Raw genomic sequence first — 20,898 nt, forward strand, 5'->3', positions numbered from 1 at the left:
ACTGACAGAACAAGGGTTTTGCGCCGACGACACAGGCGCAAACCCTCGTTCTATAAAAAATGATTGCTGATGCTATCAGAGACGCAGGCGCCCGCCACGACTGCGTGCCGTACCCAAGCCATGGGGCAACAGGCTGGAACGGGTGTGAGCATGGCAAATGGCAATGGCCAGGGCGTCCGAGGCATCGATCTGCGGTTTGCTGGTCAGTTTCAACATATGCATGACCATCATTTGCACCTGCTCTTTATTCGCCGCGCCGGTCCCGGTCACCGCCTGCTTGACCTGGGTCGCCGTGTACTCGGCGATTTCCAGGCTTTCTTCCGCCCCGGCAACGATGGCTGCGCCGCGGGCCTGGCCAAGTTTCAGCGCAGAGTCGGCGTTGCGCGCCATGAAGACCTTTTCGATGCCCATGGTCACCGGGCCGTAGGTCTGGATGACTTCGCGAACACCGCGATAGACGATTTGCAGGCGTTCATGCAGCTCGCCGGAACCTGTGCGAATGCAGCCCGACGCCACGTACACGCAACCACGCCCGGTATCACGCACCACGCCATAACCGGTAATGCGCGAACCGGGGTCGATACCAAGAATTAAAGTCATAACGCCTGCAGCTTCAGTAAAAGCACGATATTCATTACAGCGAAAAAACTGTGGGAGCGAGCCTGCTCGCGAAAGCGGTTTCATATTCAGCAACAATGTTGCCTGAAATTCCGCATTCGCGAGCAGGCTCGCTCCCACATTGAATCTTAGTCGCCCTTAACCGAGCTGTGCGGCTACCGACTCAGGAATGTCCGCGTTGGAATAGACGTTCTGCACGTCATCCAGGTCTTCAAGCATGTCGATCAGCTTGAGAACCTTCTCGGCGCCTTCCAGGTCCAGTTCGGCACTGGTGGTCGGCAGCATCACGATTTCCGCGTCATCACCTTTGAAACCGGCCGCTTCCAACGCGTTACGCACCGAGTAGAAACCGGCGAACGAGGTGAATACGTCGATGGAGCCGTCTTCGTGGGTCACCACGTCATCGGCATCGGCCTCCATCGCCGCTTCCATCAGCGCATCTTCATCGACGCCCGGCGCGAAGGAAATCTGCCCCTTGCGCTCGAACAAATAGGCCACCGAACCGTCCGTACCGAGGTTGCCGCCGCACTTGCTGAACGCGTGGCGAACAGCGGCCGCGGTGCGATTGCGGTTGTCGGTCATGCACTCGACCATCACCGCCACGCCGCCCGGGCCGTAGCCTTCGTAGCTCAGCTCGACCATGTCGTCGGTGTCGGCAGCACCGGCGCCGCGGGCGACCGCGCGATCAATGATGTCGCGGCTCATGTTCGCGCCGAGGGCCTTGTCCAGCGCCAGACGCAAACGCGGGTTGGAACCCGGATCACTACCGCCCTGACGGGCAGCAACGGTCAGTTCACGAATCCACTTGGTGAAAATCTTGCCCTTCTTGGCATCCTGACGTTCTTTGCGGTGCTTGATGTTCGCCCACTTGGAATGACCCGCCATATCTCGCTCCGAATTCTCTTTGAAACATTGCCCGCCACGCCATGACGCGCCAGCCAGCAAATAAAAATCTCGACCAATCTATAAAGAAAGGGCGCATCCGAAGATGCGCCCTTCTGGTCAGCCTTACTCAGCTTTAGGCGTTTCGCGCAGACGAATATGCAGTTCGCGCAGTGCCTTGGCATCTACCACACCCGGAGCCTGAGTCATGACGCAAGCGGCGCTCTGGGTTTTCGGGAAGGCAATCACTTCACGGATCGACTGGGCGCCGGTCATCAGCATCACCAGACGGTCCAGACCGAAGGCCAGACCACCGTGCGGCGGCGCGCCGTATTTCAGGGCGTCGAGCAGGAAGCCGAATTTCTCTTCCTGTTCCGCTTCACTGATACCCAGCAGACGGAATACCGACTGCTGCATTTCCTTGCGGTGGATACGGATCGAACCGCCACCCAGCTCGGTGCCGTTCAGGACCATGTCGTAGGCACGGGACAGAGCGGTCGCCGGGTTGGCTTCCAGTTCTTCCGGGGTGCACTTCGGCGCGGTGAACGGGTGGTGCAAGGCAGTGAAGCTGCCGTCGTCGTTCTCTTCGAACATCGGGAAGTCGACAACCCACATCGGCGCCCACTCGCAGGTCAGCAGGTTCAGATCGTTACCGACCTTGATCCGCAGCGCGCCCAGGGCTTCGCTGACGATCTTGGCTTTGTCGGCACCGAAGAACACGATGTCGCCGTCAACCGCGCCAACGCGATCAAGGATCACATTGAGGTTGGCTTCAGGGATGTTCTTGACGATCGGCGATTGCAGACCTTCAACGCCTTTGGCGCGCTCGTTGACCTTGATGTACGCCAGGCCCTTGGCACCGTAGATGCCGACGAACTTGGTGTAGTCGTCGATCTGCTTGCGCGGCATGCTTGCCGCGCCTGGAACGCGCAGAGCGGCAACGCGGCATTTCGGGTCGTTGGCAGGGCCGCTGAACACCTTGAAGTCGACTTCTTTCAGTTGATCGGCAACGTCAACCAGTTCCAGCGGGTTACGCAGGTCCGGCTTGTCGGAACCGTAACGGCGCATGGCCTCTTCGAAGGTCATGTGCGGGAAGTCGCCGAATTCCAGATCCAGCACTTCCTTGAACAGGTTGCGGATCATTTTTTCGGTGATGCCCATGATCTCTTTTTCATCGAGGAAGCTGGTCTCGATGTCGATCTGGGTGAATTCCGGCTGACGGTCGGCGCGCAGATCTTCGTCGCGAAAGCACTTGGCGATCTGGTAGTAACGGTCGAAGCCGGCGACCATCAGCAGTTGCTTGAACAGCTGAGGCGATTGCGGCAAGGCGAAGAAGCTACCTGCGTGAGTACGGCTCGGCACCAGGTAGTCGCGAGCGCCTTCTGGCGTGGCGCGGGTCAGAATCGGCGTCTCGACATCGAGGAAGCCGTTCTCGTCCAGGAAGCGACGGATGCTGGTGGTCATGCGCGAACGCAGACGCAGCTTCTCGAGCATTTCCGGACGACGCAGGTCGATGAAGCGATAACGCAGGCGGGTTTCTTCGCCGACGTCGGAGAACTCGTTGAGCGGGAACGGCGGGGTTTCCGCTTCGTTCAATACTTCCAGCTCGTAGCCCAGCACTTCGATCATGCCCGACGCCATGTTGGCGTTGCCGGCACCGGTCGGACGCAGGCGAACCTTGCCGGTGACCTTGACCACGTATTCGCTGCGCACGCGATCGGCGGCGGCGAAGGTTTCAGCGCGGTCCGGGTCGAACACCACCTGGGCCAGACCGTCACGATCACGGATATCGAGGAAAATCACCCCACCGTGGTCACGGCGACGGTGAACCCATCCGCAAAGGGTAATTTCCTGGCCTTCCAGGCTTTCGTTCAGTTGGCCGCAATAATGGCTGCGCATCATGGTAGTGGTTTCGCTTCTCGTAATTCGAAATTCGGTTGGAGACCTTGCTCATATCCTGCCCTTTTGAAAGGCGCCAGATGATGCAAGAGCTCGCACGTGTCGTTCAACTCAGGTTCAAGACCCTAGTCAGCTTTGTCGCCGCCGGCCAGATTCTTCTTGGAACCGGTCTTGAAATCGGTTTCGTACCAGCCGGTGCCGCTAAGGCGGAAGCCCGGCATGGACAGCATCTTCTTAAGCTCTGGCGCCTGGCAGGCAGGGCAGTCAACCAGCGGTGCTGCGCTGATCTTTTGAATGGCTTCCAACTGATGACCACAGGAAGCACATTGATAGTCGTACATCGGCATGGGGGTTGTCTCGGCGATCAGATTGCTACCGCACACGCTGGGTTTTGCGGCAAAGAGCGGGATTATATCCATTAAATGCAGCCTGTGCAGCCGTAAGACTGCACAGACCGACACTCTACCCATTCCACCCCTGTGGCTAAGGCATGGCGACGCAGCCGCCTTCCTTCAGGCTGTGCACGACGCACACAACCCGCACCAGCCCGGTGAAGTTCTTGACCCCGCCGTGACGCAAATGCACCTCACGGTCCACATGGGACAACAGCGCACTGACCGTACAGCAGTTGACCTTGGCCATGTCGCCCAAAATATCCCAATAGACCTGTTCAAGCCGCAAACAGGTTGCAAAGCCATTCAACCGCACTGATCGGGATAAAGGCTGGGCCAGGCCCATATCAAATTCACTGACAAATGGATCGATCCTTATCTCCTTGACCGGACCGCCACTCCCCTCGCTTCGCCTGTCTTCGTAATCCATATCGTTGACACTCCTTTGTCATCCTTGCTTTTTTATAAGAGCAACAAGCTGTTTCTCTATAAAAGCGCAGGCGCAAAGTTATATCCAGATGACTTTATGACCATCAACGTAGGATAAGCCAACAACTGAAGGGCGATCATGGAGACCGTCCTACTCCAGATAATTTCCTACATGCTTGGGCGTAATTTCATTCAACAGAAAGACATTTAAAGTCACGAGAAGACAGGGCGCGAACAACACCCCAAGGGCGCCATCCGCGCACCAATATTGTTACTGATCCAGCAGGGAGCGCAGCATCCACGCGGTTTTCTCGTGGACTTGCATACGCTGGGTCAGAAGGTCAGCCGTTGGCTCGTCACTGACCTTGTCGAGCAATGGAAAAATCCCGCGTGCAGTACGCGTGACCGCCTCCTGGCCTTCGACAAGTTGCTTGATCATGTCTTCAGCGCTGGGCACACCCACCTCCTCCTTAATGGAAGAAAGGCGCGCATAAATAGAATAGGCACCCGGAGCAGGAAATCCGAGGGCACGAATTCGCTCGGCAATCGAATCGACGGCCAGGGCCAACTCGTTATATTGCTCCTCGAACATCAAGTGCAGGGTCCGGAACATCGGACCGGTGACATTCCAATGGAAGTTATGGGTTTTCAAATACAGCACATAGGTGTCCGACAGCAGACGCGAAAGTCCGTCAACGATGGACTTGCGATCCTCTTCACTGATACCGATATCGATTGCCATGCGTTTCCCCTAAAGGTGATGGAATTCATCCAGCAGGTGCAGGACCACTCTAGCAAGCCTACCGGCCCCCCGCAGCCCCGGGTTCTCTGCTTACCTGCGACAAATCGACCCTCAGGGCACCGCTGGACTGCCTGATTTGAGTAGCTGCAGGCTTTGCTGTTAAATAGGCAGTGTGTCGCTACCGCCTATTTTCCCGGGGCTGCGCATAGGCTGGTACCGGGTACGTGTCCAACGCCTCTTATTGTTCTGAAGCGAACCGTACTCAATCAGCTCTTCCTTGTGATCCGTCTTAACGTGAGTTACTCAAAATGTTGAAAATTGTCCACCTGCTAATGGGCGCAGCAGCCTTGCTGTTGTCCTTCATCCCTAGCCTGCGATCCGAAGCCGTACCTTACCTGCAACAACCTGATGCGCTGTACCTGGCCTTTTTCGGCCTGCTCAACCTCACCCTCGCTCCTGTTATCCCTTACTGGAACAAAGGCCCGCGTCATCAACTGCAAAACCTGGTCAGCGCCTTGCTGGTTCTGACCGTCGTCCTGCAAACACTGACGCTGATCGCGCCAATGCCTGTCATTGCCGGTCAACCTGCTGTTCTGTTCAGCCTGGTCGCAGCCCTGATTGCCGTTTTTCTGCACCTGGCCATCAGCTTCTACAAATCTTCACCGGCCGCCGCCTCGCCAAGCTATGACATGAGCAACCGCGATACCGGCACCGTAAAGTGGTTCAACACCTCCAAAGGCTTCGGCTTTATTTCCCGTGATTCCGGCGATGATATTTTCGTGCATTTCCGGGCCATTCGTGGCGAAGGTCATCGTGTTCTGGTCGAAGGCCAGCGCGTGGAGTTCTCTGTCATGAATCGTGACAAAGGCCTGCAAGCCGAAGATGTGATCGCCGCACTGCCGCGCCGCTGATCCAAGGCTAAAAAAAACCGCGAACAGCCTGGCTGTTCGCGGTTTTTTATTGCCCGCCTGTTGGTCACACTCAGTAATGCGGCGGTGGCGCTTCCTCTTCAAACGTCTCGAACTGGCCGGCCATTTCCTCTTGCCGCTTGAGCAATGCCGCCATCTGCAGTTGCAGGCGCTCAACTGCACGCTGCTGCGTCGCCAGCACATCACTCAATGCCTGGATGGTGTCATCCTGAAACGCCAGCTGGCTCTCCAGATCGGTAACGCGATCTTCCAGGCTCATGATTCAACCCTCCAGAAACGTAAAATTATCGGTCAATACCAGGCGCAACCGCTCGCGAATCAACTCGATCTGCTCTGAGCCATAAGGCTTGGCCGGGTGTTGACCCCAGACCGGCGCTGGCCAGGCGGCGTCCTCACGCTTGCGCACAATCACATGCATGTGCAACTGACTGACGACGTTACCCAAGGCCGCGACATTCAACTTGTCCGCGTCAAACGAGTCCTTGAGCATTTCCGCCAGTGCGGTCGTTTCCTGCCACAGCTGCTGTTGATCTGCGACATCCAACTGAAATATCTCACTGATATCGTCGCGACGTGGCACCAGAATGAACCAGGGGTAGTTCGAATCATTGGACAGCAGTAACCGGCACAGTGGGAAATCCCCGATCGGTAACGTGTCTTGTTGAAGCCGTGGATCTAAAGCGAACACTGCGCGCACTCCCGCCTGGTCATCATTTTTCAGCTTAGCGCCCATCCCGAGAGACGGCGCACCAAGCGACAGGACGGCAGCATACCTGCGAACGCCGCTGGCTTCACGACGAACCATGGTCGAAGCCAACCCGAGAAACTATAAACGACCGGTCACGCGCCCCGACATGAGTCATTTTCGTGCAGGACGCACCATTACAGAACCAGCAGCCACACAAAAAACGCTGAACTGACTGATAAACAACGACGCGTTCGAATTTGCCAAGCGGCCGCACTGTATGAATTCAGTACAGCGACTAAAATGTTTTGCACCAAAACCGCACAGTGCGTCTACGCTGAATCGGTCAGGTATCCGCCATCTACTCACTGGTGGGGTGAACCGGTAACATTTTTGGTTGTCACGCCGTCGGCCATGAGCGTACAACACGATGCAAACCATGGCGTCAAGCCCGAACAAAACGTGCTTGAACACCCCGGTTTTATGAGGTTTTTACAGCGACAGGCAAGCATTCAGAAAAAAAACCAGCAAGATTCTGATTTGTGCACGCTTGTTGCATTCACACCCACATCGCCTCTAAAGCGTCCGCTGGAAGTGGAAGCCTCAAGGCAAATAAAAACAGTGGCAGGGTTGCCCTATGGAGATTCAAGCGTTTCACCAGGGACTCTTTTTACCGATGCTCAGGCCCTGGAAAACAACGCTAAAAGTTGTCAGTCCGCTTGCGTCGGGGCTGTAAATTTGCGACATCTACCAAGCCGTTTGCGACAGGGTCGCAAAGAAGCTGAAAGGTTAGATGCCCAAGTATCGCCAACATGGTCGGCGTGATATAAGTTTGCGCCGACACAAAAAGAAAGAGCCGCCCAGATAATAAATCAGGTGGGACGGCAGTACTCTTCTAAAAACCAAAGGAGCAAATCACGATGCGCGTGATGAAGTGGAGCATGATCGCACTGGCAGTTGCAGCAGCAGCCAGTACTCAAATGGCTACGGCCGCACCTTTTGTAAGTGACCAGGCTGAAGCCAAAGGTTTTGTTGAAGACGCCAAGTTCGACTTGCTGCTTCGCAACTACTATTTTAACCGTGACAAGAAAGACCGTTCAGTCGATGACAAAGACTGGACCCAGGGTTTCCACGGTGTATTCAGTTCCGGTTACACCCAAGGTACTGTTGGTGTAGGTGTTGACGCGTTCGGTTACCTGGGTATCAAGCTGGACGCCCGCGACAAGTTTTCCGGCTCGGGCAACCTGTCAACCAACAGCGAAGGCGAAAACAGCGACAGCTTCGGCAAAGCCGGTGGAGCCGTCAAAGTTCGCATTTCCAAGACTGAACTGAAGTTCGGTCAGATGCAGCCAAGCACTTCTCCAGTGTTCGCTGTCGGCGGTTCCCGTCTGTTGCCTCAAACCGCTACCGGCTTCCAACTGCAGAGCAGCGAAGTCAAAGACCTGGACCTGGAAGCGGGTCACTTCTACTCGGCCTCCAGCCAAGATGAGATGAACAGCGACGGTGAGTTGCATTCGCAATACTCGAGCACCTCCGACGATCCGGTTACTGGCCGCACCATGGACTATGCCGGTGGCAAATACGGCATCTCCGACAATCTGAGTGTTTCGCTGTACGGCTCCCATTTCGAAGACATCTGGAACCAGTACTACAGCAACGTGAACTACACCATCCCAATGGGTAGCGATCAGTCGATCAATCTGGACGGTAACATCTACCGCACTACCGATACTGGTAGTTCCAAAGCGGGCGACATCAGCAACACCACGTACTCGCTGGCAGCCGCTTATTCGTTCCTGAAGGCTCACACCATCACCGTTGGTTACCAGAAAGTTAACGGCGATACTCCATTCGACTACGTCGGTGTGGGTGACAACAACCGTGGTGGCGACTCGATCTTCCTCGCCAACTCCATCCAGTACTCCGACTTCAACGGTCCAAACGAAAAGTCTGCACAAGTTCGTTATGACCTGAAAATGGCTGAGTACGGCGTACCGGGCCTGAGCTTCATGACCCGTTACGTTAAAGGTTGGGATATCGACGGTACCAAAATGGACGCCGACAGCCCATACAACTCGTACGGATATGGTGCAGATGGTAAGCACCACGAAACCAACGTTGAAGCCAAGTACGTAGTTCAAACCGGTCCAGCGAAGGACCTGTCCTTCCGCATGCGTCAGGCATGGCACCGCGCCAATACCGACCAGGCTGAAGGCGATATCAACGAATTCCGTCTGATCGTTGACTACCCGCTGTCGATCTTGTAATCGCGAACAACTAGTTTGTAGTTTGCGGTAACAAACAAAAGGCCCATCTTCGGATGGGCCTTTTTTATTGGCTTCTCAAAAATAAATCGAAAGACCGATCATTACACCGTTGCCGATTCCTGAACCACTCGAATCACCCGTTGTGGAAACGGAATATCAATACCCGCTGCCTTCAAACGATCACGGGCTTGTTCGTTAAACATGAACAGCACATTCCAGTAGTCAGCGGTCTTGACCCAGACCCGTAGCGAAACAGTGATCGAGCTTTCGCCCAGCATAGAAATGACCGCTTCCGGTGCCGGGTCAGTCAACACCCGCTCATCCCTAGCCAGTTCCAGCAACACTTCACGGGCCTTTTGCAGATCCGCGTGGCAATCCACACCTACATCAAACACTACTTTGCGTGTCGACTGACGGTTGGTATTGGTAATGATGCCGTTCGACAGATTACCGTTCGGCACGATGATGGTTTTGTTATCGCCGGTACGCAGCACGGTGTGGAAGATCTGAATGCTGTCGACAGTGCCAGCAACACCTTGGGCTTCGATCCAGTCACCAATGCGGAACGGGCGGAACAACAGAATCAGCACACCACCCGCGAAGTTCGCCAGGCTGCCCTGCAAGGCCAGGCCGATGGCCAGACCGGCCGCACCGATGGCCGCAACGAACGAAGTGGTTTCCACGCCGATCATCGAGGCGACGCTGACGATCAGCAGAACCTTGAGAATGATGTTTGCCAGGCTGCTGATGAAGCCTTGCAACGCCAGGTCGGCGTTACGCAGCGCCAACAGGCCGCCGAGCTTTTGCGTCACCTTGTTGATCAGCCACCAGCCGACGGCCAGAGTGATGACCGCCAGCAGCACGCGGCTGCCGTATTCCATGATCATTGGAAGCCAGGCTTGAGACGCCTTGACCAGGTTGTCTACTTCAGCATTCAAATCCATCTACATTCTCCTGGGTTAAGCATAATCCGGGTGGGAGCGGCGGTGCGACGATTCGACTTGCTCGCGAAAGCGGGGTGTCATTCAACAGTGATGTCGACTGATACGCCCTCTTCGCGAGCAAGTCGAATCGTCGCACCGCCGCTCCCACAAGGTTCCCGTCTGAAAGGTCAGTCGCGGAAGTTGTTGAACTGCAGCGGCATATCGAACGTCTTGGCGCGCAGGGCCGCGATGGCTTCCTGCAAGTCATCACGCTTCTTGCCGGTGATCCGCACTTGCTCGCCTTGAATGGCAGCCTGAACCTTGAGTTTGGCGTCTTTGACATGAGCGACGATTTTCTTCGCCAGCTCTTTGTCGATGCCTTCCTTGAGGACCGCTTCCTGCTTCATCAGTTTGCCCGACGCATAGGCATCCTTGACTTCAAGGCACTGCACGTCGATTTTGCGCTTGACCAGGGCCAGCTTGAGGATCTCAATCATCGCTTCGAGCTGGAAATCGGCTTCAGCGGTCAGGTTGACGGTCAGGTCCTTTTCCTTGAACTCGAAGGTGCCTTTGCCTTTCAGGTCATAACGACGATCGAGTTCCTTGACGGCGTTCTCGACCGCGTTGGTGACTTCGTGTTTGTCCAGTTCGGATACCACGTCGAACGACGGCATGTAATCTCTCCAATAAAAGGGCATGCTCGATCACGATGGAGCACGCCTGGCTTGCGGTTAAAATCCGCGCTGATTATAACGGGTCTTTCCCATCATTCACTGCGAGCCTCCCATGCGCGCGATAAACAGAGCAAAAAGCTGATGTCCACCACCTGGCATGTTCTGGGCGCCGGCAGCCTTGGCACCTTATGGGCCACTCGACTGGCGCGGGCCGGCGTGCCGGTCAAGCTGATCGTGCGGGACGCTGCACGCTTAGAGGCGTATGAAGCGGCGGGTGGGCTGACGCTGGTCGAACACGGTGAAGCGAAGTGCTATCCGGTGCCCGCCGAGACACCCGACAACAGTGAACCGATCAGCCGCTTGCTGGTGGCCTGTAAAGCCTACGATGCCGAGAAAGCCGTGGCCCAACTGGCATCGCGCCTGGCCCCCGACGCCGAGCTGATTCTGTTGCAGAACGGTCTTGGCAGCCAGGACGCCGTCGCCACGCAGTTACCGCAGGCACGCTGCATTTGCGCGTCAAGCACCGAAGGCGCCTTTCGCGATGGCGACTGGCGCGTGGTATTCGCCGGCCACGGTTACACCTGGCTGGGGGATGCCGGGCATCCCATGGCGCCGATCTGGCTGGATGACGTGAGCGCCGCCGGTATTCCCCACGAGTGGAGCACCGACATTCTGACCCGGCTGTGGCGAAAACTGGCGCTCAACTGTGCGATCAATCCGCTGACCGTGCTGCACGATTGCCGTAATGGCGGTTTACAGGAACACCACTGCGAAGTCGCCACCCTTTGCGTCGAATTGACCGAGTTGCTTGAGCGGTGCGGTCAACCAGCAGCGGCCGAGGACCTTCAACAGGAAGTCGAACGGGTGATTCACGCGACCGCCGCCAATTACTCTTCGATGTACCAGGACGTCGCGAACCAGCGCCGCACCGAGATCAGCTATCTATTGGGTCATGCCTGCAAAGTCGCCGCGAGGCATCAGTTGAACCTGCCGCACCTCAATCAACTTGAGCAACGGTTGATCACCCATCTGCACAGCCTTGGATTGCCCAGCGACTGAGCAGCGGCTACGCTGGCCACTTGTTCCTTTTCAGCGATGAACCTGATGCCATTGCGCCAGCGCCTTGAAAACCTTCCGGTCGGCCAGAAATTGCTGGCCGCCCTGCTGGTGCTGTTGACCACCGTCCTGCTGGTCGCCAACCTGACTTTTATCAGCGCCGCGTACTACATCTCCCAGGAAAGCATGGCCCCTCAGGCCTTGCAGACCATCGGCCGCCTGGTGTCCAACCCCAGCCTGGTGTCCGAAGCCTTGCAGTCACCGCAAAGCGCCGAACGCCTGCTCAATGAACTCAACAGCTATTCACCGCTGCGCGCGGCGGCCCTTTATAACGGCAAGGGCGAGCGTCTGGCGCAGTTGCAGCATGGCGAAAATCTGAGCCTGCCGGAGCGCTACCGGCACATCGAATCCTGGCAAGCCACCGAGTTTCGCAGCAATCAAGTGATCACCCTGCCCCGCCCCGGCACCGCGCCCGGCCACCTGTTACTGGTCGCCAGCAGCGAACTGCCGATGGCGTTCTACACCGGCACCCTCACCGCCAGCCTCGGGATTCTGATCTTCAGTGTGCTGTTGTGGCTGGTGATCGCCCGGCAGATCAAACGCCTGATTACCCGGCCGATCCATCAGCTCGAAGAGCTGTCCCGGCAAGTGACCCGGGAAGAGAACTACGCCCTGCGCGCCTCCCGCGGCAACCATGACGAAATCGGCAGCCTCGCCGAGGCGTTCAACACCATGCTCTCGCGGATCGAGGCCCGTGAGCAGCAACTCAAGCGAGCACGAGATGATTCCCAGGCCGCGTATGACCAGGCCCAGGGCCTGGCCGAAGAAACCCGTCATACCAATCGCAAGCTGGAACTCGAAGTCCAGGTGCGCAGCAAGATCGAGAAGAAGCTCACCGGTTTCCAGAATTACCTCAACAGCATCATCGACTCCATGCCCTCGGCACTGATCGCCCTTGATGAACAGCTCTACGTGACGCAGTGGAATCAGGAGGCCAGCGCCCTGTCTGGTACACGCCTCGACGAAGCCTTGAACCAGCCGATCTTCCTTGCCTTCGAACCGCTCAAACCGTTTCTGCCGCAACTCAAGCAAACCGTCGAACAGCACACGGTCGCCAAGATCGAGCGTGTCACCTGGTTCAAGGACGACGAACCCAAGCACTACGCGCTGACGTTCTACCCGCTGATGGGCGGCGCCGGTCGCGGTGTGGTGATCCGGATCGACGACATCACCCAGCGCCTGTCGCTGGAAGAAATGATGGTGCAGTCGGAAAAAATGCTCTCGGTCGGTGGCCTCGCCGCGGGCATGGCCCACGAGATCAACAACCCGTTAGGCGCGATCCTGCACAACGTGCAGAACATTCGCCGACGCCTTTCGCCTGATCTGCCGAAGAATCTCGAACAAGCCGAGCAAACCGGGATCTCGCTGGATACGGTCAACAAATACCTGCAAGCGCGCGAAGTGCCGCAGTTGCTCGACGGCATTCAACAGGCTGGCGCCCGGGCGGCAAAGATTGTCACGCACATGCTCAGCTTCAGTCGCCGCAGCACCCGGCAAATGGCCCCGTGCGACCTGCCGGCGCTGATCGATCAGGCGGTGGAAATCGCCGGCAACGACTTCGACCTGGCGATCGGTTTCGACTTCAAGGGCCAGGCAATCATTCGCCAGTTCGATCCAGCATTGGGGCCGGTGCCCGGGACCGCGAACGAACTGGAGCAAGTGCTGCTCAATTTGCTGAAAAACGCCGCGCAGGCGATTCACCAACGTGAAGACGACCGCGAGCCGGGACGGATCATTCTGCGCACCAAGCTGAATCCACCCTGGGCGGAAATCCAGGTGGAGGACAACGGCATCGGCATGAGCGAGAGTGTGCGTAAACGCACCTTCGAACCGTTCTTCACCACCAAGGAGATCGGTCAGGGCACCGGCCTTGGCCTGTCGGTCTCGTATTTCATCATTACCAACAACCACAAGGGTCAGATGGAAGTGCAATCGACCCTGGGCCAAGGCACGTGTTTCACCTTGCGCCTGCCCTTGGCGGGCACCCCGCTCGTCTCTCAAGAACTCAATCAGCTATCGAGGTAACCATGGGCTTTCGCTTGTCGAAGATTTACACCCGCACCGGCGACAAAGGCGAAACCGGGCTGGGCGACGGCCGCCGCGTGCCCAAGGACCATCCGCGGATCGAAGCCATTGGCGAGGTCGATACGCTGAACAGTCAGGTGGGTGTGCTATTGGCCGGGTTGGCGGCGGAAAGTGGCACCTATCCAGGATTGAACGAGGTGATCGAGGTTTTGGCGCCTTGCCAGCATCGGTTGTTTGATCTGGGTGGCGAGTTGGCGATGCCGGTGTATCAGGCACTGAACACGGCAGAAGTCGAACGTCTGGAAGCGGCGATTGATGTGTGGAATGAAGAACTGGGGCCGCTTGAGAATTTCATTCTACCGGGTGGCTCGGCGTTGATTGCCCAGGCTCATGTGTGCAGAAGCCTGGCGCGCAGTGCCGAGCGACGGTGTCAGCAATTGAATGCCGTCGAACCGTTGGCTGGGGTTGGGTTGGCGTATATCAATCGGTTGTCGGACTTGTTGTTTGTGGTGGCGCGGTTGATTGCCAAGCGGCAAGGGATTGCCGAAATATTGTGGCAACCGGCGACCAAACCAGAGGTTTAATCGGCGCCTGTCACGCCGTCTTCGAGAGCAGGCTCGCTCCCACATTGGATCTGTGTGCGCCACAATCCCGTGTGGGAGCGAGCCTGCTCGCGAAGAGGCCAGCCGCTACACCAAAGAATCAGGCCAAAACGCCCGAATCCCCGCCGCACCCTGTGCGCCCGCCTCCCAGGCTTTCTGAAGATCCGCCGGGCCAACACCACCGAGCAAGAACACCGGTTTGCTGAAACCTTCGATCAACGCGCAAGCCTGCTCCCAGCCCAGCGGCTGAGCCCCCGGATGAGTCAGGGTCGGTTGCACCGGTGACAGGGTCACAAAATCCACCCCCATCTGCTCGGCCAACGCCAGCTCTTCAGCGTTATGACAGGACGCCGCCAGCCAGCGCGACGCCGGCAACGGGCGGCCAGCCGCCGCGTACTTGCGCAGTTGCGCGGAGGTGATGTGCCAACCGGCGGACGGGAAATCTCCCAGCCACTCGAACGGCCCCTTGATCATCAACTGCGCCTTGCCCGCACACAGCCCCGCCGCGTCCACCGCCAGATCGCGGTACTTCGGATCGTAACCGTTGGGTGCCCGCAACTGGATCAGCTTGATGCCGCCAGCAATGGCTTTTTGAATACCGCGTAGCAAGGCCGGGGTTTCCAGGTCTTGCGGGGTAATCAAATACTGCGCGGGTAACCGCGCAGCCGCGACAATCGGCTGGTTGGCGGCCGGGAACTCGTAGTTCAGCAGATCGCGGGGCGCGACCCACTCCAACGGCTGGCCTTCGGCGCCGTGCGGTACGCCGCTAAAGGCCGACACTTCCCAGACATCCAGCAACACTTGCTTGTCCGGGTAATCGTGCCGGACCTTGATCAGCGGGCGAGCCGCGTTGACCACGATGCCCAACTCTTCAAGGAGCTCGCGAGCCAGAGCGGTTTCGACGGATTCGTCGGCCTCGACCTTGCCACCGGGGAATTCCCACAGGCCACCCTGATGCTGGGTGTCGGCACGGCGGGCAATGAGGATCTTGCCACTGCCATCACGGATAACAGCGGCAGCTACGTGGACTCGCTTCACTGCCCGACCTCCTCCAGACCCGCCTTCTGCCAAGCCTTGAAGGCCGGCCATTGGTAGATGGTTTCAACGTAGGCCGCGTCCGTCGCAGGCAACCTCACCTGATAGGTGCGCAGGCGCACGGCGATCGGCGCGAAGAAGGCATCCGCCAGGGTCGCGCCGCCAAACAGGAACGGACCGGTTTCGGTGGCGGCGGCGCGGCACTCGGCCCACAACGCCAACATACGCTCAATGTCGGCCTGGACGTCAGCCGGTGTCGGCGACAGCGCAGCGTCGTGGCTCAAGTCGAATGGCATGTTGCCGCGCATGGCGAAGAAACCGCTGTGCATCTGCGCGCAGGCCGAACGGGCCTGGGCGCGGGCGGCGGTGTCTTTGGGCCAGAGGCCGGCGTCGGGGAACTGCTCTGCCAGATACTCGGCAATCGCCAAGGAGTCGGCGATGGTGCCGTGTTCGGTTTTCAACAGCGGGACTTTGCCGGTCGGCGAGTGCTTGAGCAGACGCTCACGCGTATCCGGCTGGTTCAGCTTGATCAGTTCTTCGGTGTAAGGAACGCCGGCCAGGTCGAGGGCCAACGCGCCGCGCAGGGACCAGGAGGAATGCAGTTTGTCGCCGATGATCAGGTGGAGGCTCATGTTCGGGACCTTTTGATGGAGGGAACAAGCCAGTCTGTATAGTGACTGACAGACCGCTTTCGCGAGCAGGCTCGCTCCCACATTGGGTTTGTGTACACCTCAATACCCTGTGGGAGCGAGCCTGCTCGCGAATGGAGCGACTCGGTCTTAAGTACGGTACTCGGCGTTGATTTTCACGTATTCGTGGGACAGGTCAGTGGTCCAGATGGTTTCGCTGCAATCACCGCGCCCCAGCTCGATACGGATCGTGATTTCTTCCTGCTGCATCACGGCCGCACCCTGGGCTTCGGTGTAGGTCGATGCGCGAGCGCCACGGCTGGCGATGCACACTTCACCGAGGAACACGTCGATCTTGCTCACGTCCAGGTTCGGTACGCCAGCACGGCCGACGGCGGCCAGAATGCGGCCCCAGTTCGGGTCGGAGGCGAACAGTGCGGTCTTGATCAGCGGCGAGTGAGCCACGGTGTAACCGACGTCCAGGCATTCCTGGTGATTGCCGCCGCCGTTGACTTCAACGGTCACGAACTTGGTCGCGCCTTCGCCGTCACGAACGATGGCCTGAGCCACGTCCATGCACACTTCGAACACGGCCTGTTTCAGCTTGGCGAACAAATCACCGCTGGCTTCAGTGATTTCCGGCAGTGCTGCCTGACCGGTGGCGATCAGCATGCAGCAGTCATTGGTCGAGGTGTCGCCGTCGATGGTGATGCGGTTGAACGACTTGTTGGCACCGTCCAGCAGCAGGTTTTGCAGCACATCGCGGGAGACTTTGGCGTCGGTGGCGATGTAACCGAGCATGGTCGCCATGTTCGGGCGGATCATGCCCGCGCCTTTGCTGATACCGGTGACGGTGATGGTCACGCCGTCATGCTGGAACTGGCGGCTGGCACCTTTTGGCAGGGTATCGGTGGTCATGATGCCGGTGGCGGCAGCTTCCCAGTTGTTGACCGACAGGTCGTCGAGGGCGGCTTGTAGAGCCCCTTCGATTTTCTCGACCGGCAGCGGCTCGCCGATCACACCGGTGGAGTACGGCAGCACCAGGCTGGCGTCGACGCCGGTCAGCTCAGCCAGTTTGGCGCAGGTACGCTCGGCGGCGGCAAGGCCTGGTTCGCCAGTGCCGGCGTTCGCATTACCGGTATTGGTCAACAGGTAACGCACCGGACCTTGCACACGCTGCTTGGCCAGGATCACGGGAGCCGCGCAAAAAGCGTTCAGGGTGAACACGCCAGCGACCGTGGAGCCTTCGGCACAGCGCATGACCACAACATCCTTGCGCCCCGGGCGCTTGATGCCAGCCGAGGCGATACCGAGTTCAAAACCGGCAACCGGGTGCAACGTTGGCAAAGGACCAAGACCAACAGCCATGAATGCGCTCCTTAATAAATGATGTCAGCACCGCTTTCAGGAAGAACGGTGGTTTAAATGGCAAAACGCCGCGACGGCATAAGCCGGTCGCGGCGCGGGTATTTCAGCGTATGAAACGGGTTTTACTGGATCTGCCCGTGGCAATGCTTGAACTTCTTGCCCGAACCGCAGTAGCAAAGTTCGTTACGGCCCAGCTTCTGTTCATTGCGTACCGGCGCGGTGGCAAGGGCGACATCGACCTCTTCACCCAGCAGTTCCGGTTGCTCAAGCCCCGGTGCTTCGTCGTGCTGGAACTGCATGCGCGCAGCCAGTGCTTCGGCTTCCTGACGCAGGCGTTGTTCTTCTTCGATCGGATCTTCGCGGCGAACCTGAACGTGGGACAGCACACGGATCGAGTCGCGCTTGATCGAATCCAGCAGCTCGGAGAACAGTGTGAAGGACTCGCGCTTGTACTCTTGCTTCGGGTTCTTCTGTGCATAACCACGCAAGTGGATACCATGACGCAGGTGATCCATGGTCGACAGGTGATCTTTCCACAGGTCGTCGAGCACACGCAGAACGATTTGCTTCTCGAAGGTGCGCAGCGCTTCGGCGCTTGCCTGCTCTTCTTTCTCGTTGTACGCGGCCAGCAGCTCGGTCATGAGCTTCTCGCGCAGGGTTTCTTCGTACAGGTGGTCGTCTTCGTCGAGCCATTTCTGGATCGGCAGCGCCACACCGAAGTCGCTCTGCAACGCCGCTTCCAGACCGGCAACGTCCCACTGCTCAGGCAGCGATTGCGGTGGAATGTGTGCGCTGACGGTTGCGTTGAGCACGTCCTGACGGAAGTCGGCGATGGTTTCACCGATGTTGTCGGCGGCCAACAAACTGTTACGCATGTGATAAATCACTTTACGTTGTTCGTTGTTGACGTCGTCGAACTCGAGCAGTTGCTTACGAATGTCGAAGTTGCGGCCTTCAACCTTGCGCTGAGCCTTCTCGATGGCGTTGGTCACCATGCGGTGCTCGATCGCCTCGCCAGGCTGCATGCCCAGGGCCTTCATGAAGTTCTTCACCCGATCAGAGGCGAAGATGCGCATCAGGCTGTCTTCCAGCGACAGGTAGAAACGGCTGGAACCAGCGTCACCCTGACGACCGGCACGACCACGCAGCTGGTTGTCGATACGGCGCGATTCGTGACGCTCGGAAGCAATCACCTGCAAACCGCCCGATTCGAGCACTTGCTGGTGACGTTTCTGCCAGTCGGCCTTGATCTGGGCAATCTGCTCAGGGGTCGGGTCTTCCAGGGTTGCCACTTCTACTTCCCAGTTACCGCCCAACAGAATGTCGGTACCACGACCGGCCATGTTGGTGGCGATGGTCAGTGCGCCTGGGCGACCGGCCTGGGCAATGATCTCGGCTTCTTTTTCGTGGAACTTGGCGTTGAGGACCTTGTGTTCGATGCCTTCCTTCTCGAGCAGACTGGACATGTGCTCGGAAGTTTCGATGGTTGCAGTACCCACCAGCACCGGACGGCCCTGGGTCATGCATTCCTTGATGTCGGTGATGATCGCCGCGTATTTCTCTTCGGCGGTCAGGAACACCAGGTCGTTGTAGTCTTTACGCGCCAGCGGTTTGTTCGGCGGGATAACCATCACCGACAGACCGTAGATCTGGTGGAACTCGAACGCTTCGGTGTCGGCGGTACCGGTCATGCCGGACAGCTTGTTGTACAGACGGAAGTAGTTCTGGAACGTGGTCGAGGCCAAGGTCTGGCTTTCGGCCTGAATGTTCAGGTTTTCCTTGGCTTCGATGGCCTGGTGCAGGCCTTCGGACAGACGGCGACCCGGCATGGTACGACCGGTGTGTTCGTCGACCAGAACGACCTGGCCATCCTGCACGATGTATTCGACGTTGCGATTGAACAGCTTGTGCGCACGCAGACCGGCATAAACGTGGGTCAGCAGGCCCAGGTTATGCGAAGAGTACAGGCTCTCGCCTTCAGCCAGCAGGCCAACGCGGGTCAGCATGTCTTCGATGAACTGGTGACCGGCTTCGTTGAGCTCAACCTGACGGGTCTTCTCGTCGACGGTGTAGTGGCCGGCCTTGGTGACTTCGCCTTCAACTTCTTCGATGTGCAATTCCAGCTGCGGGATCAGTTTGTTGATCTCGATGTACAGCTTGGAGCTGTCCTCGGCCTGACCGGAAATGATCAGCGGGGTACGGGCTTCGTCGATGAGGATGGAGTCGACTTCGTCGATCACGGCAAAATTGAGTTCGCGCTGGAATTTTTCTTCCATGCTGAACGCCATGTTGTCGCGCAGGTAGTCGAAACCGTATTCGTTGTTGGTGCCGTAGGTGATGTCGGCAGCATAGGCCGCACGCTTCTCTTCCGGCGGCTGGAATGGCGTCACCACGCCGACCGTCATCCCGAGGAATTCGTAGAGCGGACGCATCCAGTTGGCGTCACGACGGGCCAGGTAGTCGTTCACCGTCACAACGTGCACGCCCTTGCCGGACAGTGCGTTGAGGTAAACGCCCAGTGTTGCCACCAGGGTCTTGCCTTCACCGGTACGCATTTCCGCGATCTGGCCTTCATGCAAGGTCATGCCGCCGATCAACTGGACGTCGAAGTGGCGCATACCCATGACGCGCTTGCCGGCTTCGCGGGCGACCGCAAAGGCTTCTGGCAGCAGCTTGTCGAGGGTTTCCCCTTTGGCGATGCGGGCCTTGAACTCATCTGTCTTGGCACGCAATTGATCGTCCGAAAGGGCCACCATTTGCTCTTCGAAGGCATTGACGAGTTGCACCGTCTTGAGCATGCGTTTGACTTCACGCTCGTTCTTGCTTCCAAAAAGTTTCTTTAACAAAGGCGCAAACATATCGGCAGGATCTTCCACACTAAAGGGATGGAGGGCGGCCCCGTGAGTCGCCCGAGCAGCCCTCATGGCCGCATGCGAACGAGCATTCTACCCGGAAACGATGGTGAGGAAAGTGGCGTTGTTCCACGATGCTGGCACAGCGTTGTGACGGGGCTCACTTAAAATAAGGGCTTTTTGCTGAACTTCAAGCCATTCACGGCACAAGTTACTTGTTGATTTAATGGGTAAAGCGCTCGCAAAGCAATGGCTCGGGTGCATCCGGTGCTTTCTGCTACCATGGCGGCTCTGTTACTTCAGGTGTCTGATCATGGCATTTCGCCCTCTTACGGCCAGAGCACCCGCCGTCCTGCTTCGCGAAGCCAAACCGCTGAAAGCCATCTTCGGCCACGCTCAACGCCTGGGTCATTTACAACGCCTGCTGGAAAGCCAATTGCAGCCCGCCGCCCGCGAGCATTGCCATGTGGCGTCGTGGCGCGAAGGCAGTTTGTTGCTGATAGTGACCGACGGTCATTGGGCAACCCGCCTGCGTTATCAGCAAAAGCGTCTGCAACGGCAACTACAGATGTTCGACGAATTCGCCAGCCTGACGCGGATTCTGTTCAAGGTTCAACCGCCCACGGTTCAGCAAGGGGCCGCCGGCCATACCATCAGCTTGTCGACGGACGCAGGCGCGACCATTCAGGCCACGGCCGATGGCATTAGCGATCCGAATCTGCGGGCGGCGCTGGAGCGGTTGGCGGCGCACGCCAAACCCAAGGCATGACATAGAACCCAATGTGGGAGCGAGCCTGCTCGCGAAGGCGGCCTGACATTCAACATAGATGT

Annotated in this window: 21 protein-coding genes; 7 read left to right on the forward strand and 14 right to left on the reverse strand. The window is 58.0% G+C overall.

What is annotated here, in order from left to right; translation table 11 throughout:
* Positions 1-75: 75 nt before the first annotated feature.
* From ruvC to QFW87_RS23240, 6 genes are all read right to left on the reverse strand, one after another.
* The gene (ruvC, locus tag QFW87_RS23215; RefSeq protein WP_008147379.1) at positions 76-600 is read right to left on the reverse strand and encodes a crossover junction endodeoxyribonuclease RuvC; all 525 of its coding nucleotides are present in this window, start codon (positions 598-600) and stop codon (positions 76-78) included.
* A gap of 156 nt (positions 601-756) precedes the next feature.
* Complete coding sequence (locus tag QFW87_RS23220; protein WP_283181444.1) at positions 757-1,503, reverse strand: YebC/PmpR family DNA-binding transcriptional regulator; 747 nt, start codon at positions 1,501-1,503, stop codon at positions 757-759.
* Between the two features lie 123 nt (positions 1,504-1,626).
* Positions 1,627-3,402, reverse strand: a complete 1,776-nt coding sequence (aspS, locus tag QFW87_RS23225) for an aspartate--tRNA ligase (RefSeq protein ID WP_283188968.1) — start codon at positions 3,400-3,402, stop codon at positions 1,627-1,629.
* Positions 3,403-3,524: 122 nt separating this feature from the next.
* Complete coding sequence (locus tag QFW87_RS23230) at positions 3,525-3,746, reverse strand: zinc ribbon domain-containing protein (RefSeq protein ID WP_010457489.1); 222 nt, start codon at positions 3,744-3,746, stop codon at positions 3,525-3,527.
* Between the two features lie 136 nt (positions 3,747-3,882).
* The gene (locus tag QFW87_RS23235; protein WP_283188969.1) at positions 3,883-4,221 is read right to left on the reverse strand and encodes a ribbon-helix-helix domain-containing protein; all 339 of its coding nucleotides are present in this window, start codon (positions 4,219-4,221) and stop codon (positions 3,883-3,885) included.
* 270 nt (positions 4,222-4,491) lie between these two features.
* The gene (locus QFW87_RS23240) at positions 4,492-4,962 is read right to left on the reverse strand and encodes a Dps family protein (protein WP_129437851.1); all 471 of its coding nucleotides are present in this window, start codon (positions 4,960-4,962) and stop codon (positions 4,492-4,494) included.
* 308 nt (positions 4,963-5,270) lie between these two features.
* Here QFW87_RS23240 and QFW87_RS23245 point away from each other — a divergent pair, with 308 nt between their 5' ends.
* A complete protein-coding gene (locus QFW87_RS23245) occupies positions 5,271-5,873 on the forward strand; it encodes a cold-shock protein (RefSeq protein WP_283188970.1) in 603 nt (200 codons plus the stop codon).
* A 70-nt stretch (positions 5,874-5,943) separates the two neighbouring features.
* On the opposite strand, the gene QFW87_RS23250 is transcribed toward QFW87_RS23245, so the two are convergent.
* Together QFW87_RS23250 and QFW87_RS23255 are read right to left on the reverse strand one after the other, a co-directional pair.
* On the reverse strand, positions 5,944-6,150 hold the full coding sequence (locus QFW87_RS23250) for a SlyX family protein (RefSeq protein ID WP_056741397.1): 207 nt from the start codon (positions 6,148-6,150) through the stop codon (positions 5,944-5,946).
* 3 nt (positions 6,151-6,153) lie between these two features.
* Complete coding sequence (locus tag QFW87_RS23255; protein WP_283181447.1) at positions 6,154-6,579, reverse strand: HIT domain-containing protein; 426 nt, start codon at positions 6,577-6,579, stop codon at positions 6,154-6,156.
* A gap of 411 nt (positions 6,580-6,990) precedes the next feature.
* On the opposite strand from QFW87_RS23255, the gene QFW87_RS23260 reads away from it, so the two are divergent.
* Together QFW87_RS23260 and QFW87_RS23265 are read left to right on the forward strand one after the other, a co-directional pair.
* On the forward strand, positions 6,991-7,401 hold the full coding sequence (locus QFW87_RS23260) for a hypothetical protein (RefSeq protein WP_283181448.1): 411 nt from the start codon (positions 6,991-6,993) through the stop codon (positions 7,399-7,401).
* A 95-nt stretch (positions 7,402-7,496) separates the two neighbouring features.
* Positions 7,497-8,843 carry an OprD family porin gene (locus tag QFW87_RS23265; RefSeq protein WP_283188971.1) on the forward strand — a complete coding sequence of 449 codons (1,347 nt, stop codon included), beginning with the start codon at positions 7,497-7,499 and terminating at the stop codon, positions 8,841-8,843.
* A gap of 101 nt (positions 8,844-8,944) precedes the next feature.
* Here QFW87_RS23265 and QFW87_RS23270 read toward each other — a convergent pair whose 3' ends face one another.
* Positions 8,945-9,787, reverse strand: coding sequence for a mechanosensitive ion channel family protein (locus QFW87_RS23270; protein WP_283188972.1), 843 nt, complete (start codon positions 9,785-9,787; stop codon positions 8,945-8,947).
* Between the two features lie 167 nt (positions 9,788-9,954).
* Positions 9,955-10,440: a YajQ family cyclic di-GMP-binding protein gene (locus QFW87_RS23275; protein WP_007906601.1), complete on the reverse strand. Its 486-nt coding sequence runs from the start codon at positions 10,438-10,440 to the stop codon at positions 9,955-9,957.
* 141 nt (positions 10,441-10,581) lie between these two features.
* Between QFW87_RS23275 and QFW87_RS23280 the strand changes: the two genes are divergently transcribed.
* The 3 genes from QFW87_RS23280 to QFW87_RS23290 are packed head-to-tail and all read left to right on the forward strand — an operon-like array spanning position 10,582 to position 14,165.
* Positions 10,582-11,499 carry a putative 2-dehydropantoate 2-reductase gene (locus QFW87_RS23280; protein ID WP_283188973.1) on the forward strand — a complete coding sequence of 306 codons (918 nt, stop codon included), beginning with the start codon at positions 10,582-10,584 and terminating at the stop codon, positions 11,497-11,499.
* 45 nt (positions 11,500-11,544) lie between these two features.
* Positions 11,545-13,581 (forward strand): ATP-binding protein, encoded by a 2,037-nt coding sequence (locus tag QFW87_RS23285; protein ID WP_283181452.1) that lies wholly within the window; start codon positions 11,545-11,547, stop codon positions 13,579-13,581.
* Between the two features lie 2 nt (positions 13,582-13,583).
* Positions 13,584-14,165: a cob(I)yrinic acid a,c-diamide adenosyltransferase gene (locus QFW87_RS23290; RefSeq protein WP_283188974.1), complete on the forward strand. Its 582-nt coding sequence runs from the start codon at positions 13,584-13,586 to the stop codon at positions 14,163-14,165.
* A gap of 105 nt (positions 14,166-14,270) precedes the next feature.
* Here the strand turns inward: QFW87_RS23290 and QFW87_RS23295 are convergent, their stop codons facing one another.
* From QFW87_RS23295 to secA, 4 genes are all read right to left on the reverse strand, one after another.
* A complete protein-coding gene (locus tag QFW87_RS23295; protein ID WP_283188975.1) occupies positions 14,271-15,221 on the reverse strand; it encodes a Nudix family hydrolase in 951 nt (316 codons plus the stop codon).
* Entirely contained in the window at positions 15,218-15,850 is a 633-nt protein-coding gene (locus QFW87_RS23300) for a glutathione S-transferase family protein (protein WP_283181455.1), read from the reverse strand. Before QFW87_RS23300 ends, QFW87_RS23295 begins: the two co-directional genes overlap by 4 nt.
* 147 nt (positions 15,851-15,997) lie before the next feature.
* Complete coding sequence (gene argJ, locus QFW87_RS23305) at positions 15,998-17,215, reverse strand: bifunctional glutamate N-acetyltransferase/amino-acid acetyltransferase ArgJ (RefSeq protein WP_008147411.1); 1,218 nt, start codon at positions 17,213-17,215, stop codon at positions 15,998-16,000.
* Between the two features lie 122 nt (positions 17,216-17,337).
* Positions 17,338-20,073, reverse strand: a complete 2,736-nt coding sequence (gene secA, locus QFW87_RS23310) for a preprotein translocase subunit SecA (RefSeq protein WP_283181456.1) — start codon at positions 20,071-20,073, stop codon at positions 17,338-17,340.
* Between the two features lie 307 nt (positions 20,074-20,380).
* On the opposite strand from secA, the gene QFW87_RS23315 reads away from it, so the two are divergent.
* Complete coding sequence (locus QFW87_RS23315) at positions 20,381-20,836, forward strand: DciA family protein (RefSeq protein WP_111451433.1); 456 nt, start codon at positions 20,381-20,383, stop codon at positions 20,834-20,836.
* Positions 20,837-20,898 lie beyond the last annotated feature (62 nt).

Origin of the sequence: Pseudomonas sp. PMCC200344, from assembly GCF_030053095.1 — a bacterium.
Classification (GTDB): Bacteria; Pseudomonadota; Gammaproteobacteria; order Pseudomonadales; family Pseudomonadaceae; genus Aquipseudomonas; species Aquipseudomonas svalbardensis.

Coding starts and splice junctions, on each gene's coding strand:
- QFW87_RS23245 (WP_283188970.1), top strand. CDS start 5,271: ATGTTGAAAATTGTCCACCTGCTAATGGGCGCAGCAGCCTTGCTGTTG.
- QFW87_RS23250 (WP_056741397.1), bottom strand. CDS start 6,150: ATGAGCCTGGAAGATCGCGTTACCGATCTGGAGAGCCAGCTGGCGTTT.
- QFW87_RS23230 (WP_010457489.1), bottom strand. CDS start 3,746: ATGCCGATGTACGACTATCAATGTGCTTCCTGTGGTCATCAGTTGGAA.
- argJ (WP_008147411.1), bottom strand. CDS start 17,215: ATGGCTGTTGGTCTTGGTCCTTTGCCAACGTTGCACCCGGTTGCCGGT.
- aspS (WP_283188968.1), bottom strand. CDS start 3,402: ATGATGCGCAGCCATTATTGCGGCCAACTGAACGAAAGCCTGGAAGGC.
- QFW87_RS23315 (WP_111451433.1), top strand. CDS start 20,381: ATGGCATTTCGCCCTCTTACGGCCAGAGCACCCGCCGTCCTGCTTCGC.
- secA (WP_283181456.1), bottom strand. CDS start 20,073: ATGTTTGCGCCTTTGTTAAAGAAACTTTTTGGAAGCAAGAACGAGCGT.
- QFW87_RS23220 (WP_283181444.1), bottom strand. CDS start 1,503: ATGGCGGGTCATTCCAAGTGGGCGAACATCAAGCACCGCAAAGAACGT.
- QFW87_RS23285 (WP_283181452.1), top strand. CDS start 11,545: ATGCCATTGCGCCAGCGCCTTGAAAACCTTCCGGTCGGCCAGAAATTG.
- QFW87_RS23265 (WP_283188971.1), top strand. CDS start 7,497: ATGCGCGTGATGAAGTGGAGCATGATCGCACTGGCAGTTGCAGCAGCA.
- QFW87_RS23260 (WP_283181448.1), top strand. CDS start 6,991: ATGAGCGTACAACACGATGCAAACCATGGCGTCAAGCCCGAACAAAAC.
- QFW87_RS23280 (WP_283188973.1), top strand. CDS start 10,582: ATGTCCACCACCTGGCATGTTCTGGGCGCCGGCAGCCTTGGCACCTTA.
- ruvC (WP_008147379.1), bottom strand. CDS start 600: ATGACTTTAATTCTTGGTATCGACCCCGGTTCGCGCATTACCGGTTAT.
- QFW87_RS23270 (WP_283188972.1), bottom strand. CDS start 9,787: ATGGATTTGAATGCTGAAGTAGACAACCTGGTCAAGGCGTCTCAAGCC.
- QFW87_RS23300 (WP_283181455.1), bottom strand. CDS start 15,850: ATGAGCCTCCACCTGATCATCGGCGACAAACTGCATTCCTCCTGGTCC.
- QFW87_RS23235 (WP_283188969.1), bottom strand. CDS start 4,221: ATGGATTACGAAGACAGGCGAAGCGAGGGGAGTGGCGGTCCGGTCAAG.
- QFW87_RS23240 (WP_129437851.1), bottom strand. CDS start 4,962: ATGGCAATCGATATCGGTATCAGTGAAGAGGATCGCAAGTCCATCGTT.
- QFW87_RS23275 (WP_007906601.1), bottom strand. CDS start 10,440: ATGCCGTCGTTCGACGTGGTATCCGAACTGGACAAACACGAAGTCACC.
- QFW87_RS23290 (WP_283188974.1), top strand. CDS start 13,584: ATGGGCTTTCGCTTGTCGAAGATTTACACCCGCACCGGCGACAAAGGC.